14 protein-coding genes are annotated in these 16286 nt (G+C 63.5%); 5 read left to right on the forward strand and 9 right to left on the reverse strand.

Annotation, left to right across the window (positions count from 1 at the left end; genetic code table 11):
• Window positions 1–40 precede the first annotated feature (40 nt).
• The 3 genes from SSO01S_RS17110 to dnaG form a co-directional block, all read right to left on the reverse strand.
• Window positions 41–2032, reverse strand: a complete 1992-nt coding sequence (locus tag SSO01S_RS17110) for an eCIS core domain-containing protein (protein ID WP_083942802.1) — start codon at window positions 2030–2032, stop codon at window positions 41–43.
• Window positions 2033–2281: 249 nt separating this feature from the next.
• Window positions 2282–4306, reverse strand: coding sequence for an RNA polymerase sigma factor RpoD (rpoD, locus tag SSO01S_RS02895; protein WP_066794859.1), 2025 nt, complete (start codon window positions 4304–4306; stop codon window positions 2282–2284).
• Between the two features lie 44 nt (window positions 4307–4350).
• Window positions 4351–6198 (reverse strand): DNA primase, encoded by a 1848-nt coding sequence (gene dnaG / locus SSO01S_RS02900; protein WP_066794863.1) that lies wholly within the window; start codon window positions 6196–6198, stop codon window positions 4351–4353.
• Window positions 6199–6393: 195 nt separating this feature from the next.
• Between dnaG and SSO01S_RS02905 the strand changes: the two genes are divergently transcribed.
• Window positions 6394–7428 (forward strand): GGDEF domain-containing protein, encoded by a 1035-nt coding sequence (locus tag SSO01S_RS02905; RefSeq protein WP_066794865.1) that lies wholly within the window; start codon window positions 6394–6396, stop codon window positions 7426–7428.
• Between the two features lie 7 nt (window positions 7429–7435).
• Here the strand turns inward: SSO01S_RS02905 and SSO01S_RS02910 are convergent, their stop codons facing one another.
• On the reverse strand, window positions 7436–7888 hold the full coding sequence (locus SSO01S_RS02910) for a GatB/YqeY domain-containing protein (protein WP_066794868.1): 453 nt from the start codon (window positions 7886–7888) through the stop codon (window positions 7436–7438).
• Window positions 7889–8014: 126 nt separating this feature from the next.
• Between SSO01S_RS02910 and SSO01S_RS02915 the strand changes: the two genes are divergently transcribed.
• The 4 genes from SSO01S_RS02915 (at window position 8015) to SSO01S_RS02930 (ending at window position 14392) form a co-directional block, all read left to right on the forward strand.
• Window positions 8015–9373 carry a carbamoyl phosphate synthase small subunit gene (locus SSO01S_RS02915; RefSeq protein WP_066794871.1) on the forward strand — a complete coding sequence of 453 codons (1359 nt, stop codon included), beginning with the start codon at window positions 8015–8017 and terminating at the stop codon, window positions 9371–9373.
• A gap of 349 nt (window positions 9374–9722) precedes the next feature.
• Complete coding sequence (gene carB / locus SSO01S_RS02920; protein ID WP_066794880.1) at window positions 9723–13037, forward strand: carbamoyl-phosphate synthase large subunit; 3315 nt, start codon at window positions 9723–9725, stop codon at window positions 13035–13037.
• Between the two features lie 244 nt (window positions 13038–13281).
• Window positions 13282–13758: a transcription elongation factor GreA gene (gene greA, locus SSO01S_RS02925; protein ID WP_066794883.1), complete on the forward strand. Its 477-nt coding sequence runs from the start codon at window positions 13282–13284 to the stop codon at window positions 13756–13758.
• Between the two features lie 4 nt (window positions 13759–13762).
• Window positions 13763–14392, forward strand: a complete 630-nt coding sequence (locus SSO01S_RS02930) for a rhomboid family intramembrane serine protease (protein WP_083942804.1) — start codon at window positions 13763–13765, stop codon at window positions 14390–14392.
• A gap of 42 nt (window positions 14393–14434) precedes the next feature.
• Here SSO01S_RS02930 and SSO01S_RS02935 read toward each other — a convergent pair whose 3' ends face one another.
• The 5 genes from SSO01S_RS02935 to SSO01S_RS02955 all read right to left on the reverse strand — a co-directional run bounded on the left by SSO01S_RS02935 (window position 14435) and on the right by SSO01S_RS02955 (window position 16221).
• A complete protein-coding gene (locus SSO01S_RS02935) occupies window positions 14435–14659 on the reverse strand; it encodes a DUF4170 domain-containing protein (protein WP_066794890.1) in 225 nt (74 codons plus the stop codon).
• 76 nt (window positions 14660–14735) lie between these two features.
• Entirely contained in the window at window positions 14736–15047 is a 312-nt protein-coding gene (locus SSO01S_RS02940) for a hypothetical protein (RefSeq protein WP_066794892.1), read from the reverse strand.
• The gene (locus SSO01S_RS02945) at window positions 15044–15391 is read right to left on the reverse strand and encodes a DUF3618 domain-containing protein (RefSeq protein WP_174520747.1); all 348 of its coding nucleotides are present in this window, start codon (window positions 15389–15391) and stop codon (window positions 15044–15046) included. The genes SSO01S_RS02940 and SSO01S_RS02945 overlap by 4 nt, the downstream gene beginning before the upstream one ends.
• Window positions 15388–15726 carry a phage holin family protein gene (locus SSO01S_RS02950; protein ID WP_066794894.1) on the reverse strand — a complete coding sequence of 113 codons (339 nt, stop codon included), beginning with the start codon at window positions 15724–15726 and terminating at the stop codon, window positions 15388–15390. Before SSO01S_RS02950 ends, SSO01S_RS02945 begins: the two co-directional genes overlap by 4 nt.
• 15 nt (window positions 15727–15741) lie before the next feature.
• A complete protein-coding gene (locus SSO01S_RS02955; RefSeq protein WP_066794897.1) occupies window positions 15742–16221 on the reverse strand; it encodes a hypothetical protein in 480 nt (159 codons plus the stop codon).
• Between the last annotated feature and the right edge of the window lie 65 nt (window positions 16222–16286).

The following is a 16286-nucleotide window of genomic DNA, read 5'->3' on the forward strand; positions in this document are numbered from 1 at the left end:
TCGCCGAGCGGCAAGCGCGGACAAATATCAGCGGCGGCGCTCAATATCCATGGCGGAGCCAGGCGCGCTTCATCCAGAAGTTCTTTTGTGTTTCTTCCTTAAGGCCCTCTTCCCACGCGGATATCAATTTCACCTGATACCATTTCACGCCATTCTTGACCTCCCGCCGCCCGGTCAGTTCGACAGTCGTGAAGCCGAGATTGGAGGAATGGACGTTGAGGTGAGATTCGTTGAGGTTCTGCAGAAGGGTGGTTTTATCGATATTGTATCGCCTGCCTGCGCCATATTCGCCGGCCTCCAGCCCGGTGTGGAAGCCGTAATTGAATCCGTCATCATATTGGGTGATTGCAAACGGCAAGGGCGCGCCTTCGTCATAATAGCCGTGATTATACCCCGACTGATATCCTCTGATATAAGCGTCCGCAGCCTCCTGTCCGGCCTTTTCGCCCTCCGCATAGGCTTGCCGGTAGGTTTCATCGTCGATCATCGGTGGGGGCGGCTGGCTGAATGACAGCTCATACTCCGCCAGCAGTTCGTTATAGCCCTGACGATAGCCGGCATCCCGGCCGACCTCCCATGCCTCTTCGTTCAGCCGGTCCATCGCTTCGGCCGACTCCTGCTCGCTCACTTCAAGGCTTTCGATCGCCTGGCGAAGCTCGGCGATCCGCCCGATCAGCGGCTCGCGGTGATCCACCACATGCTTGAGCAGGTTAGAGGTGGTGAGGACCAGATCCTCCGCGTCGATCTTGGTCCTTATCGCATGCTTGCCGGAAGCCGCCCCGGATGCGACTGGATCGCTGGCGACCGCATCCGCCGAGTCCAAGGGTGAAGTTATCGTCAGGGTCACGGTCTGTGGCCGCGTCGCCGCATTGCCATCAATGTCGATCCTGTACCATGTCGCGACCAGCCGGCTCGCATAGCGTACCTTGACGGTGGAACCGCCGGACGCTGGCGTGGCTTCGACGCCCATTGCGGCCGGAATTGCCCGGGGCGCCAGGGCGACGGCCTTGGTCTTGTCGGCATAATCGACATTGAGGATGTAGCGCATCCAATAGCCCTGCTCGTTGACATCCACGCGAAGGTTGTCCTCGATGCGGCTCGACTGCAGCGAATTGGCGGTTCCGGGGATGGCTGTCAGGTTACGCGCTTCGTTTCCCGGGCCGCCCAGTTTCTCGGTCAGCAAATGCCCCGAGATATAGCTCTCTCCCGACAGCTTCTTGAAAGATGCGACACGCTTTAGCGCGTTCTGCGCCGATGGGTTTGAGCCAAGATTATGGTCTGGGCCGATCATGGCGTCCACACTCGTGCCTTCGCCGCTAACCGCATCAACGGCGCCCCAGCTGATATGCGACCTTCGCACATTCACGCCGTCCACGAGTTTTGCGCTGCGTCCGGACTCGGTTGCCGTGCCACCAAAATTCTCGGTGCGTGTGCCGCGGAAGCTTCGCCAGTCATAATTCCCGTCGCGCGTGGCGATGATCTCCGCATCTTGCACCAGCGCGCGTTGCACCACCGGCGCGCTTGGGGGAGGCAACATTGACGGCGCGGCGGCGCGCTGGACCGCCCCCCCGGCGGCGAGCGCACCCATGCGATCGGCTTCGTCCTCCAGCACCCGATCGTCATTGACCGGCACGCCGCCCGCCATCTGTGTGGTCGGCTGCACCCGGCCCTGCGCTTGCTGGACGACATGCCAGGCCTCATGCGGCAGATGCGCTTCCTGGCCGGGGCCGAGATGGATATCGCCACCCTGCGCGAAAGCATGCGCCTGTAGCTGCGCGGGCAGGGGCGAGTTGCGATGGACGCGAACATGATCGATCGACATGCCCGACATCGCCTCGACCCCTGCCTTGAGAGTATCGGGCATGCCGGTGTGGTTTGGGGTCAGTGCTTCAAGCCGCTGGACCGGCGCGGAGCCGTTCAGCGCAGCCGACATCGCCGAAAGCTGCGCGGTGTGCGGTCCCGCAGCGTGCTCGGAACTCGTCGCCCGCTCGTCGCGGCGCGCAAGGGGCCGCTGTGCTGCTTCCCGATCCATCCGTGCAGGCTATACCTGCACAGATATCCCTACAATTGCCAAATCAAAGATGGCTACCGAAGTGGACCAGATTGCTTCCTGACAGAAAATAACTGTCCGGCGCTTCTTCAGGAAAAATCAAACATCCGGATTCGTCTGTTTCGATGGGGCCAGAGATCTCGCCGCACATTCGCGTGCTGTACGGCAATCGGTCAGAGGCCCGGCGATGCGCCAGTCTCTGACCTTTGACCCTGTCGGCTCGCGCCGCGCTTACTGATCCAGGAACGACCGCATCTTGCGCGAACGCGAAGGATGCTTGAGCTTCCTGAGCGCCTTCGCCTCGATCTGGCGGATGCGTTCGCGGGTAACCGAGAATTGCTGGCCGACTTCTTCCAGCGTGTGATCGGTGTTCATCCCGATGCCGAAGCGCATGCGCAGCACGCGCTCTTCGCGCGGGGTGAGTGAGGCAAGGACGCGGGTGACCGTTTCCTTCAGGTTCGCCTGGATCGCGGCATCCACCGGGATCACTGCGTTCTTGTCCTCGATGAAATCGCCCAGATGGCTGTCTTCCTCGTCGCCGATCGGCGTTTCGAGGCTGATCGGCTCCTTGGCGATCTTCATCACCTTGCGCACCTTTTCGAGCGGCATGCTCAGGCGCTCCGCCATCTCCTCCGGCGTGGGTTCGCGGCCCTGCTCGTGGAGGAACTGGCGGCTCGTGCGCACCAGCTTGTTGATCGTCTCGATCATGTGCACCGGAATACGAATGGTGCGCGCCTGATCTGCGATCGAGCGGGTGATCGCCTGCCGGATCCACCAGGTCGCATAGGTCGAGAACTTGTAGCCGCGGCGATATTCGAACTTATCGACCGCCTTCATCAGGCCGATATTGCCCTCCTGGATAAGGTCCAGGAACTGCAGGCCGCGATTGGTGTATTTCTTCGCGATCGAGATCACGAGGCGCAGGTTCGCCTCGACCATCTCCTTCTTGGCGATACGCGCTTCGCGCTCGCCCTTCTGCACCATGTTCACGATGCGGCGGAATTCGCTGAGCGCCATGCCGGTCGCCTGGCTGATCTCGCTGATCTCGATGCGGATGCGATCGACTGCGGCGCCTTCATTCTCCGCGAACGCGGCCCATTTCTTGTCGAGCTTCTGAACGGTCGCGATGAAGCTCTCGTCCAGCTCATGATCGACATAGCGATCCAGGAAATCCTTGCGATTGACCTTATGGCGCTCGGCAAGGCGCAGCATCTGGCCGCCCAGAGCGGTCAGGCGGCGGTTGAAGCTGTAAAGCTGATCGACCAGGTACTCGATCTTCGCGTTGTGGAACTGGACGCTCTCCACCTCGGCGGTGAGGTCCTCGCGCAGCTTCTGGTATTTGCGCTCGTCGGCCGCAGCGAGCTCGCCGCCAGCCGCCATGGCGCTGAGACGCTGCTCCTGCATCTTCGAGAATTTCTTGTAGATCGACGTGATGTTGGCGAACTTCTCCAGCGCCTGCGGCTTGAGCGTTTCCTCCATCTGGGCGAGCGACAGCGTATTGTCCTCGTCCTCATCGTCCGAAGGCCGCGGGGCGCGGCGCTCGGTCATCGAATCCTCGTCCTCTTCTTCCTGGACTTCCTCGACTTCCTCTTCTTCCTTGAAGGAAGCGCCGGCGGTGGCTTCGCTGATCTCGCCATTATCGTCCTCGGCGCCTTCGACCTGTTCGGCCGAGGGACCTTTGGAAAGCATCGCGTCGAGATCAAGGATTTCGCGGAGCTGCATCGTGCCTTCGTTCAGGGCGTTCGACCAGCCGATGATGGCGTTGAAGGTGATCGGGCTTTCGCACAGGCCCAGGATCATAGTGTCGCGACCGGCCTCGATGCGCTTGGCGATGGCGATTTCGCCTTCGCGCGACAAAAGCTCCACCGCGCCCATCTCGCGCAGGTACATGCGCACCGGATCGTCGGTGCGATCGACGGTTTCCTTCTTCTTGACCGGCTCGAACCCGGAATTGTCGTCGGAGGCCTCGGCCTCATCGGACTCGTCGGCCTTGTCCTCGTCGGATTCGCCGTCTTCGCCCGATTCCTCATTCTCGACGACATTGATCCCCATGTCATTGAGCGCGGACATAACGTCCTCGATCTGCTCCGAGGTCATCTGATCCTGCGGGAGCATCTCGTTGAGTTGGTCGACGGTGATGTAGCCGCGCTTCTTGGCGCGCGCGACGAGCTTCTTCAACGTACCTTCGTTGAGGTCGATCAGGGGCGCGTCACCAGCCTCGCCGGTCTCGGTGACGTCGATATTCGCCTTGGCCATCAAAATCCTCAAAAATCAGATGGCGGCTATTTTACTAGGCCGCCCTATTCGTCCAAATTCTCGTCGTCCGCAACCTTGAGATTTCCAAGGTGCGTTTCGAGCTCCTGACGCTGTCGTACCAGCGCCACCTGTCGCGCAAAGGCGTCGTCCGATGGACGCTCCTTCAAAATCGCAGTCGCCTCTTCGATTGCCCTATTGAGAGCTGGTTGCGCTGCAAGGGCAGATATCGCCTCACGGATATCATTGCCGGCCCCTTGGTGATCCCGATGCCTGCGGATATAAGCGTATGCCATTCCATCAGCTCTGACTAACTTTTCCGCAGCTGCTTTCAGACCAGCGGTTGCCAATATGGTCTCCACGGTGGGTTTATCAAGCCTGGGGTAGCTCAGGGCCCCATCCAACAGCGCCTCGAGAATCTGCCCCTCTCGAGAATGGTCTATCAGTTCTGTGAGCCGCTCAATATTGGATGAAATCGCAGTAGGATATAAAATCAACGCGCCACAAAGCTCCCTCATCAAAACGGGATTCAAACCGCTCGCCTTAAGCCTCCGTGCGACGGTAGATGGCGGGGCTTCTGCATTTGACCAATTGGGGTGGAACTTGCCGCTGCGCGGACGCCGCACTTCCCGGGAAGGCAGCGCAAAGAGCGCGTCTAGACGACGACGAAATTCGGCTGAGTACTCTTCGCGCGTATCGCGATGGACAATAGACTGCACTAACTCACGTAAGCGCTTACGGAGCCCGGCGCGTGCCTCAGGGGTGTCAAGAGGTTCAGCACCTACCTCTTGAGACCAGAGGAAATCGGCCAACGGCTGAGCGGATCGAAGCAAATTGTCAAATTCGTGGGGTCCGCGGTCGTAGATCAGTTCATCTGGATCAAGCCCCTCGGGCAGCCCAACAATCGAAAGGCGGCGGCCGGGCTCAATCGATGCAAGCGCTTTGACTGACGCGCGAATGGCCGCTCGCTGGCCCGCAGAATCTCCGTCAAAGCACAGGATCGCCGTATCGGAGGCGCGCCAAAGCCGTTCTAGCTGATGCTCTGTCATTGCCGTGCCGAGAGGAGCTACGACTTCGTGGAACCCCGCCTGTGCCAGCGCGATCACGTCCATATAGCCTTCGACCGCGATGATTCGCCCTGTCTTGCGCGCGGCTGCCTGGGCCCGGTCGAGATTGTAGAGCGTGCGCCCCTTGTCGAAGAGCGGCGTCTCGGGCGAGTTCAGATATTTGGGTTCGCCATCCCCGATGATGCGCCCGCCAAAGGCGATGGTCCGCCCGCGCACATCGCGGATCGGGATCATCAGCCGTCCGCGGAAGCGGTCATACGGCTCTTTGTTCTCCACGCCGATCAGCAGCCCGGCCTCGACCAGCATCGGATCGCCATAGCCCTTGAGCGCCTCTTTCAGCTTCCCGCGCGAATCGGGGGCGAAGCCCATGCCGAACGCCCGCGCCACCTCATCGCTCACGCCGCGTTTCTTCAGCAGCGCGCGCGCTTCCGCGCCCTCGATGCCGTGCAGCCGTTCGGAGAACCAGCGCGCGGCATCCTCCATCGCCTCGTGCAAGCCCTTGGCGCGCTGGGCCTTCTCCGCCGATCGCCGGTCCTGCTCGGGCATTTCCATGCCTGCCGCCTGGGCCAGCTCCTTTACCGCGTCGATAAACGGCAGCCCGCGCTGATCGGTCATCCAGCGGATCGCATCGCCATGCGCCGAGCAGCCGAAGCAGTGATAAAAGCCCTTGTCGTCGTTGACGTAGAAGCTGGGGGTCTTCTCGTTGTGAAACGGGCAGCAGGCGCGGAATTCCCGCCCCGCCCGCTGGAGCTTCACCGTGCGCGCAATCAGCCCGGAAAGCAGCGTCCGGGCCCGAAGTTCGTCGAGAAAGGCGGGGGTGAGGGACATAGATTCTGAACGTAACGATTTGTTGTGGCCATGTCAGCCATTGAGCAGGTGGTCGCCAGTGTTTCGGCGGCCTTGCGGACAATGATGATGGAGCCACACAAGGGACGACGCCGGGGCGACTCGGGCCGGTTTGACCGTCTCCTTGCCTCGCTGGCCGGCGGCGTACCCCAAACCGAACCTCTATTACACGACGAAATGTTCTCGGTGCTGCTGTGGTGGCGCGCGGGGCTGATCGCCGGCAGCGCCTGCTCGCTCGTCATCTGGGTGGTAGCTCTCTTCACGGTGCACGCCAGCTGGCCGATGTGGTTCGTCCTTGCCGAACTCGGGCTGGGCGGCGCGAAGTGGCAGATCGCCAGCGCGAGACCGCGCGAAGCAGCCGCGCGCGCCAAGGCGGTCGGGCGGCTGATGCTGCTTTCGATCGCCTGGGCTCTCCTGCTCGGCACCGGTATCGCGCTGTCGATCGCCATGGGCGGAGCGGAGCTGGCTACGCTTGCGGTGGGCGTCGGTGCAGGCTCGATCGGCGTGGCCACTTTCCGCAACGCGCCGACTCCACGAAACGCCCGGGCCATCATCCTGTGCGTCGTCGTGCCGCCGGCGATCTCGGGCTATTTCTTCTCGAACGGCGCGCTCTCGCTGCTCTGGGTGTGCCTTGTCCCCTGGTGCGCCAGCCTGTTCCTGATGGTCCGCCAGAATTTCGAGGTGATTCGCCAGGCGTCGGTCACGCGACTCGAGCTTCACCGCCTCGCGCGCACAGATGCGCTTACCGGCGTGGAAAACCGCCTCGCCTTTGAAGAGTATTTCCGCGAGTCGATGGAGGGGCGCCTCGGCGCGACCTTGCTCTATCTCGATCTGGACGAGTTCAAGCAGGTCAATGACCGGCACGGCCATGAAGCGGGCGACGCGCTACTGGTCGACGTGGCGCACCGGATCCGCGCCGCCGTGCGCAGTTGCGACCGGGTGTTCCGGCTGGGCGGCGACGAATTTGCCGTGATCCTAGACGACATGAACCCGCGTGAGGTCGAGGCCCGCGTGCTCGCGATGATCGCGCAGATCGCCCAGCCCAGCACGGTTTCGCCCGGCGTCACGATCCGTGTCGGCGCAAGCGTGGGCGGCGCGATGCTCGACAATCGCGAACCGGCCGAAGCCGTGCTGCGCGCCGCCGATGCCGCGCTCTATCAGGCAAAGGCGCTCGGGCGCGGCCGCTACGTTTCCGCAGCGACCGCCGCCTGACCGACCCTTAGCTCAGCGCCGCTTTCACCGCGGCGCTCGCCTTGCTCATGTCGAGTTCCGTCGCGTGGCGCGCCTTCAGCTCGGCCATCACGCGGCCCATGTCCTTCATGCCGCTTGCGCCCAGCTCGGCCTTGATCGCCTCCACCGCCGCCGCGGTCTCCTCGGCGGTCATCTGCTTCGGCAGGAAGCGCTCGATCACCGCGACTTCCGCCGCCTCGGCATCGGCCAGCTCCTGGCGGCCGCCCTTGGTGTACATTTCGATCGATTCGCGGCGCTGCTTCACCATCTTCTGCAGCACCTCGACCACCAGCGCGTCGTCGCTTTCCGGCGCCTTGCCGGCGCGCGCCTCGATATCGCGGTTCTTGATCGCCGCCTGGATCAGGCTGATCGCGCCGCGCGCGGCTTTGTCACCGGCCTTCATCGCTTCGATCTGGGCGGCCTTGATATCGTCTCGGATCATTTCTCTATCTCGTGCATGGATGTTTGTGCCCCTCTATACGCGTCAGGCGGTTGACGCGAGGGGGGAGGGGGTCTAGCCGCCACCCCTTAGCGACATCGCCAACATTCAATGGAGCGCCACCCCCCAATGGCCGAAGCCAAACCCATGTCCGTGCCTGAAGGAGCCACCGGCGTATTGGTGCTCGCGTCGGGAGATGTGGTGTGGGGCCGCGGCTTCGGTGCCGAGGGCCAGGCGGTGGGCGAAGTGTGCTTCCACACCGCGATGACCGGATATCAGGAGATCATGACCGACCCGAGCTTCGCCGGTCAGATCATCAACTTCACCTTCCCGCATATCGGCAATGTCGGCGCCAATGCCGACGATATCGAGGCCGACGAGCCCCACGCTCTGGGCATGATCGTGCGTGAGGACGTGACCGAGCCGAGCAATTTCCGCTCCACCGAGCATCTCGATGCCTGGATGAAGAAGCATGCCCGCATCGGCCTGTCCGGCGTGGACACCCGCGCGCTCACCCGCCGCATCCGTCTCGGCGGCGCTCCCAACGGCGTGATCGCGCATTCGCCCTCGGGGGAGTTCGATATTCCGCTGCTCCTCCAGATGGCCCGCGAATGGCCGGGGCTGGAGGGCATGGACCTCGCCATCACCGTCACCACCGAAACCCATTTCGGCTGGGAAGGCGGCGTCTGGCGCCTCGGCCACGGCTACGCCCCCACGTCACCCCAGCGCGCCCCGGGATCTCAGGCCCCCAGCACTCCGTCATCCCAGCGAAAGCTGGGATCTCAAGCCACGGGCGCGCCGTCATCCCAGCAAAAGCTGGGATCTCAAGCCACGACCGACCCGTCATCCCAGCGAAAGCTGGGATCTCAAGCCCCCACCGCGACCCCCGCCGCACAAGATCCTGACTTTCGTCAGGATGACGACACACGCCCCCATGTCGTCGCCATCGATTACGGCTCGAAGAAGAACATCTTCCGCAATCTCGTCGATGCCGGTGCCAGGGTCACCGTGCTTCCCGCCAACGCGACCTTCGAGCAGGCGATAAGCTTCGACCCCGATGGCTTCTTCCTCTCCAACGGCCCCGGCGATCCCGCCGCGACGGCAGAATATGCCGTGCCGGTGATCCGCCAGATGCTGGAGAGCGGCAAGCCGGTGTTCGGCATCTGCCTGGGCCACCAATTGATGGCGCTGGCGGTGGGCGCGAAGACCAGCAAGATGTTCCAGGGCCATCGCGGCGCCAACCATCCGGTCAAGCGCCTCAGCGACGGCGCGGTCGAGATTACCAGCATGAATCACGGCTTCGCGGTGCTGGGCGAAACGCTGCCGGCGAACGCCCGCGAGACGCATGTGTCGCTGTTCGACGGCTCGAACGCCGGCTTCGAACTGATCGACCGGCCGGCCTTCGCGGTGCAGTATCACCCGGAAGCGAGCCCGGGCCCGCAGGACAGCCTGTATCTGTTCGAGCGGTTCGTGGGGATGCTGCGGTGACTCTCTCTCCCACAGAGAAAGCGTTGCTCGTCGCTCTAAAGAGCGGGAGGCACTTTAAGGCTAATCCGATTAAGCCGACCGATTTGCTGGAACTGCAATCGCAGGATGCTAACCCTGCGGGTCGGCGGCTCGTCGCGCTTGGATTAGCGGCTCGCGTCAATGATAGTGCCCGACCCGGCGCTCTGCTTCTTCGGATAACGGATGCTGGGATATCTGAAGCCGAAACACTCCAAGATGCAGAGCGGATTCCGACCCTCTGGGAACGCACTAAGGCGGTGCCACGAAGCGATTGGATCGCCCTGGCTGCGCTTGTCATCTCAGCCATCGCTCTCTTGAAGCCAGGTCCCTAATGCCCAAACGCACTGACATCTCCTCCATCCTCGTCATTGGCGCGGGGCCGATCATTATCGGTCAGGCGTGCGAGTTCGATTATTCGGGCACGCAGGCGATCAAGGCGCTCAAGGAAGAGGGCTATCGCATCGTCCTGGTCAATTCGAACCCGGCGACGATCATGACCGATCCCGAGCTGGCCGACGCCACCTATGTCGAGCCGATCACCCCAGAGATCGTCGCGAAGATCATCGAGAAGGAGCGCCCCGATGCGGTTCTGCCGACGATGGGCGGGCAGACCGCGCTGAACACGGCGCTGGCGCTGGCACAGGATGGCACGCTGGAGAAGTTCGGCTGCATCATGATCGGCGCGGACGCCGAAGCGATCGACAAAGCCGAGGACCGGCTGAAGTTCCGCGAGGCGATGGACAAGATCGGCCTCGAAAGCGCCCGTTCGGCGATCGCGCATACCGAAGCGGAGGCGCTGGAGGGGCTGGCAAAGGTCGGCCTGCCCGCGATCATCCGGCCCAGCTTCACTATGGGCGGCTCGGGCGGCGGCATCGCCTATAATCGCGAGGAATTTCTGGCGATCGTGCGCAACGGGCTCGATCTGTCGCCAACCACCGAAGTGCTGATCGAAGAGTCGCTGCTCGGCTGGAAGGAATATGAGATGGAGGTCGTGCGGGATCGCAACGACAATGCCATCATCATCTGCTCGATCGAGAATGTGGATGCCATGGGCACCCACACCGGCGATTCGATCACCGTGGCGCCCGCGCTGACGCTGACCGACAAGGAATATCAGATCATGCGCAATGCATCGATCGCGGTACTCCGGGAAATCGGCGTCGAAACCGGTGGTTCGAACGTGCAGTTCGCCGTCAATCCGAAGGACGGTCGCCTGATCGTCATCGAGATGAACCCGCGCGTGTCGCGTTCGTCGGCGCTGGCGTCGAAGGCCACCGGCTTCCCGATCGCCAAGGTCGCGGCCAAGCTGGCGGTGGGCTATACGCTCGACGAGATCACCAACGACATTACCGGCGCGACGCCCGCAAGCTTTGAGCCGACGATCGATTATGTCGTCACCAAGATCCCGCGCTTTGCCTTTGAAAAGTTCAAGGGTGCCGAAGTCTCGCTTGGCACCGCGATGAAGTCGGTCGGCGAAGTCATGGCAATCGGCCGCAACATCCATGAATCGATGCAGAAGGCGCTGCGCGGTCTCGAAACCGGCCTCAGCGGCTTCAACAATGTCGATCGCCTCGCCGGTGCGCCGCGCGATCAGATCGAGGCCGAACTGGCCCAGCGCACCCCCGATCGCCTGCTGATCGCCGCACAGGCACTCCGCGAAGGCTTCACCATCGCCGAAGTGCAGGCGCTGGCATCCTATGATCCGTGGTTCCTTGAGCGGATCAAGGAGATCATCGACGCCGAGGAGCAGGTGTGCCAGAACGGCCTGCCGCAGGATGCGGCGGGCATGCGCAAGCTCAAATCGATGGGCTTCAGCGACAAGCGGCTCGCCTATCTCGCGCTCAAGTCCGCCAATCTGCGCGAAGGCGCCGACCAGATGGCCAAAAGCTCCGGCCTGATCGGCGAAGTCGTCAAGGCGATGACCGGCGGTGTGACCGAGGCCGATGTGCGCGCGCTCCGCCACAAGCTTGGCGTTCGCCCGGTGTTCAAGCGGATCGACACCTGCGCGGCAGAGTTCGACGCGAAGACGCCCTATATGTACTCGACCTATGAGGCGCCCAGCTTCGGCGAGCCCGAGAACGAGTCCAATCCCACGTCCGCCAAGAAGGTCGTGATCCTTGGCGGCGGTCCGAACCGGATCGGGCAGGGGATCGAGTTCGATTATTGCTGCTGTCATGCCTGCTTCGCGCTGGGCGATGCTGGCTATGAGACGATCATGGTCAATTGCAATCCGGAGACGGTGAGCACCGATTATGACACGTCCGATCGCCTATATTTCGAGCCGCTTACCGCAGAGGACGTGCTGGAAATCCTGCATGTCGAGCAGTCGAACGGCACGCTCGCCGGCGTCATCGTCCAGTTCGGCGGTCAGACTCCGCTCAACCTCGCCAAGGCGCTGGAGGATGCGGGAATCCCGATCCTCGGCACCTCGCCCGACGCGATCGATCTGGCGGAGGATCGTGAGCGGTTCGCCGATCTGGTCGGCAAGCTTGGTCTCCGCCAGCCGGCCAACGGTCTGGCGCGCAGCCGCGACGAAGCCGTCGCCGCCGCGGAGCGCATCGGCTTCCCGGTGCTGATGCGCCCCAGCTATGTGCTGGGCGGTCGCGCCATGGAGATCGTCGATACGCTCCAGCAGCTCGACGATTATATTCAGACTGCGGTGCAGGTGTCGGGCGACAGCCCGGTGCTGATCGATCAGTATCTGCGCGATGCCGTGGAAGTCGATGTCGACGCGATCTGCGACGGCACCGATGTGGTGGTGGCCGGCGTGCTCCAGCATATCGAGGAAGCCGGCGTCCATTCGGGCGACAGCGCCTGCTCGATCCCGCCCTACAGCCTGCCGGACGACATCATCGCAGAGATCGAGCGCCAGACCGTGGCGCTGGCGCATGCGCTCAAGGTCGTAGGCCTGATGAACATCCAGTTCGCGGTGAAGGACGGCCTTGTCTATCTGATCGAGGTCAATCCGCGCGCGAGCCGCACCGTACCCTTCGTCGCCAAGGCGATCGGTGCGCCCGTGGCCAAGATCGCGGCGCGTGTGATGGCGGGCGAGAAGCTTGCCGATCTGCCGAAGATCGATCGCAACATCGATCACATCGCGGTGAAGGAAGCCGTCTTCCCGTTCAACAAGTTTCCCGGCGTCGATCCGGTGCTCTCACCCGAAATGAAGAGCACCGGCGAAGTGATGGGGATCGATCAGGATTTCGCGACGGCGTTCGCCAAGGCGCAATTGGGGGCGGGGACGGTCCTGCCCAAGGGCGGCTGCCTGTTCGTCAGCGTCAAGGACAGCGACAAGCCGGTGATCCTGCCGGGGGTGAAGCTGATGGCCGAGATGGGCTTCTCGATCATCGCGACCACCGGAACCGCCGCCTATCTGCGCGAGAACGGTCTTGAGGTGCGCGACGTCAACAAGGTGGCGCAGGGTCGTCCGCACATCGTCGATCGCATCGTCGATGGCGATGTCGCGATCATCTTCAACACCACCGAAGGGTGGCAAAGCCTCAAGGATTCCTCCGATATCCGCCGCTCCGCCCTCGGGCTTAAAATTCCCTACTTCACCACCGCCCAGGCCAGCGTGGCGGCCGCACGGGCGATCAAGGCGTTGTCGGAGCACAGCCTGACGGTGAAGCCGCTGCAGGATTACTGATCCGCCCCGGAACGGGGAGGGGACCGCCGCGAAGCGGTGATGGAGGGGGTGCCGCCGCGAGCGATGCGTTTGCGGCCAGCCCCTCCTCCGTCGCTCGCCATCCGGCCGGGGATCGCGAACCTTGCGCTCTGTCCCGCGCACCCCTATTATTCGCAATCGCACAATTGATCCCCCCATCGATGGCAGTGTGCGGGCGTTTCCGCTGCGGGACGCTTGGGACGAAGGTATTTGAAGGACGAGGTGTATGGCGACCGTGGACAAGATGCCGATGCTTCAGGAGGGCTATGAGAAGCTCACCGCCGAGCTGAAGCGCCTGAAAGCGGAGCGCCCGCTGATCGTCGACGCGATCGAGGAAGCCCGCGCGCATGGCGATCTTTCGGAAAACGCCGAATATCATGCCGCCAAGGAGCAGCAGGGCCAGAACGAAGCCACGATCGCCGATATCGAGGGCAAGCTCAGCCGTGCGCAGATCATCGATCCGCGCGAGCTGACCGGCGACAAGGTCGTCTTCGGCGCCACCGTCACCCTCCTCGACGAGGATGACAAGCCGCTCAAGTATCAGATCGTCGGCGAGACGGAGGCCGATGCCAGCCGCGGCCGCATCTCGTACAATTCGCCGATCGGCCGCGCGCTGATCGGTCGCAAGGTGGACGAAGAGGTCGAGGTCTCGGTGCCGGCTGGCGATCGCTATTATCTGGTCTCCAAGATCGAGTTCATCTGAGGGCATGCACCTTCCCCGGGGCCGATTTACCGATGCGTTGATTGCCCTGGCGGCGTTCGCGGCGATCTTCGCGGCGCTCGCCGTCGGGCTGGGCCGCGCTTCGATGGCGTTCGGATTCATGCCGGCGGAGTTCCTGGCCGGCGGGTGGCAGTTCGCGCCGGTGCGCTCCTGGCTTTCGCCGCTGGCGTCCGCATTCCTGCCCTATGACATCATCTCGGCGCTGTTCACCGGCGTCTTGCTGCTTATCTCGGGGCGCTATGTCGAAAAGTCGCTCGGGCCGGTGGGGCTGGGCGTGCTGTTCGTCGCGGGCGCTTATGCCGGGGCGGCGGCGCGGCTGTTCCTCACCCCCAGCTCGCCATTGCCCAGCGCAGGACTGTCGCCGTCGCTCTTTGCGATCGTGGGCGCCTATATGATGCTGTACGGCGTGCCGAGGGGCCTTCCGGTCCCCCAGCGTCTCAGCCGTCCGCTCCAGATCGGCGTGATCGCGTTGTTCTGGCTCGTGATCCAGCTCGTGTTCAGCCTCGCAGCGCGCAGCTTCGAGGTGTCGGTCAGCATGGTCGATCCGCTCGGCGGGCTTGTCGCGGGCATCCTGCTCGCAAAGCCGCTGCTGGCCTGGCGCTGGCGCAAGGCCTGAAGCGACCTAAGCGGGCCGGTGCCGCCCGCCTGAAAAACGGCCTTAGCTGGCCGGTTCGGCGTCGGGATCGAGCAGCCGGTGCAGGTGCACTACCACATAGCGCATTTCGGCATCGTCCACCGTGCGCTGCGCAGCGCTGCGCCATGCATTCACTGCCGTCGCATAATCGGGATAGATGCCAACCACGTCGAGATTGGCGGGGTCCTTGAAATCAAGCGTCTGCGGATCGGACACGCGGCCGCCGAAGACGAGGTGCAGCTTGCTCAAATGAGCCTCCTGGGGAAGAGTGTTAGCCGCAGCCCTTAGCGCCTGCAGCATCACGCTCAACCCCGATAATCTCCTGTCACGCCTTTTCGGCGGCGGCCCCCTTGGCGGCATCGATCACGTTGCCGAACAACGCGCCGATCTTGTCCCGCGTCGCGTCGCGATCGGGGAGCAGCCCTTCGATTTCCGCGCGCCCGGTTTCCTTCGCTGCGTCCAGCGCGGCGGTGGCGCGGTTGGCGAGCTTCTGGCCCACCGGATCGAGTAGTTCGCGTTCCTTGTCCAGCCGCGGCAGCAGCATGCCGATCACCACGCCCAGCGCAACGCCGCCGGCCACCAATGCGATCGGGTTGACGCTGTCGTCTGCGGGCTTGGTGGAAGCATTGGTGGTCATTTGGGGGATCCTTTCTTCGCCGGCCTCGCGGCCTTTTCCTTCAAACCCTTGTCGGCGTCGGGGGTTTCATTCCGCCCGCGCACAATATCGCCGATCCAGCCGCGCGCCATGAACAGCCCGACCACGCCGGCAAAGCCGGCAGCGGCGATCGGGCGGCTGCGCACCGCTTCCGCGCCCTTGCGGGCGATGCTGGCAACGCCCTGAGCGGCGCTCTCCACGGCATCCTGCGCCAGATGCGACGGCTTCAGCCGGTCCTGCACCTCGGCCAGCGTGCCGAACAATTGCTGCCGCGCCATCGCGACGCGCGCCTGCGCGGCGGTCACGTCATGCGGGTTGCCGCTCACGGCTTCTCGCCCAGGATGCGCTTCACCTGCACCCAGGCGAGCCGGGCCATGACGGCCGACACCAGGCTGATCCCCGTGACCACGATCAGCGTCGCCCAGCCGGGGCCGACGCGGGGGGCGAGGGTGAGCACCAGCCCGACGACCAGCGCCACCGACGCGGCCAGCGCCAGCGCCATCGCGGCGGCACCCATCCACAGCATCGCGCGTGCGTCGCGCAGCTTGGCGCGCGCCAGCGTCCGGTAATAGTCGATCTCGGCCTGGGCATAGCCCTTGCCGTCTTCGGCCAGCCGGCTCAGCAGATCGCCAATACCCTCTTCAGGCTGTGGTTCGCTCACCCCCCTCGACGCTCCTTATTCCTTGGGGGCGGGATCGCCGGCATCGGATGCCGCATCGACGCCCGACTTGATCAGCCGCGCGAGGACGAAGCCGACCGCCGCCGCTGCGCCCACCGCGATCACCGGGCTCTTCTTCACGAAAGCGGTAGCGTCGGCGATCAGGTCATCGACTTCCTTGCCGCGCAGGCTTTCCGAGAAGTTGGAGATGCCCTGCGCCGCCGATCGGGCATATTGGCCATATTGCTCGCCCAGCCGCGCATCGACATCGCTCGCTGCGCCTTCAAACATCTTGGCGACCTCGTCGAGCGCGCCGGTCGCGCGTTCCTTGCCCTCGCCGGCAAAGGCGCGCGCGCGCTCTGCAGCTTCGCTCCCCAGCTTGCTGGCGGATTCGCGGATCTGGTCGGCGGGGCTGGGCTTGGCAGCCGTTTCGGTAGCACCCGGATCTTCGGTCAGCGTGTCGTTCACCGTCGCTTCGTTCTTCGTTTCGTCAACCATGCCGAAAAATCCTCCTTGTCTCGTGCGAAACAACAACGGCCTCGTTTGCGAGTTCCATTCTTAGC

It is taken from the genome of Sphingomonas soli NBRC 100801 (assembly GCF_001591025.1).
Lineage (GTDB): Bacteria > Pseudomonadota > Alphaproteobacteria > Sphingomonadales > Sphingomonadaceae > Sphingomonas > Sphingomonas soli.

Coding starts and splice junctions, on each gene's coding strand:
- SSO01S_RS02905 (WP_066794865.1), top strand. CDS start 6,394: ATGTTCTCGGTGCTGCTGTGGTGGCGCGCGGGGCTGATCGCCGGCAGC.
- SSO01S_RS02915 (WP_066794871.1), top strand. CDS start 8,015: ATGGCCGAAGCCAAACCCATGTCCGTGCCTGAAGGAGCCACCGGCGTA.
- SSO01S_RS02930 (WP_083942804.1), top strand. CDS start 13,763: ATGCACCTTCCCCGGGGCCGATTTACCGATGCGTTGATTGCCCTGGCG.
- dnaG (WP_066794863.1), bottom strand. CDS start 6,198: ATGTCCCTCACCCCCGCCTTTCTCGACGAACTTCGGGCCCGGACGCTG.
- SSO01S_RS02940 (WP_066794892.1), bottom strand. CDS start 15,047: ATGACCACCAATGCTTCCACCAAGCCCGCAGACGACAGCGTCAACCCG.
- rpoD (WP_066794859.1), bottom strand. CDS start 4,306: ATGGCCAAGGCGAATATCGACGTCACCGAGACCGGCGAGGCTGGTGAC.
- SSO01S_RS02910 (WP_066794868.1), bottom strand. CDS start 7,888: ATGATCCGAGACGATATCAAGGCCGCCCAGATCGAAGCGATGAAGGCC.
- SSO01S_RS02955 (WP_066794897.1), bottom strand. CDS start 16,221: ATGGTTGACGAAACGAAGAACGAAGCGACGGTGAACGACACGCTGACC.
- greA (WP_066794883.1), top strand. CDS start 13,282: ATGGCGACCGTGGACAAGATGCCGATGCTTCAGGAGGGCTATGAGAAG.
- carB (WP_066794880.1), top strand. CDS start 9,723: ATGCCCAAACGCACTGACATCTCCTCCATCCTCGTCATTGGCGCGGGG.
- SSO01S_RS17110 (WP_083942802.1), bottom strand. CDS start 2,032: ATGGATCGGGAAGCAGCACAGCGGCCCCTTGCGCGCCGCGACGAGCGG.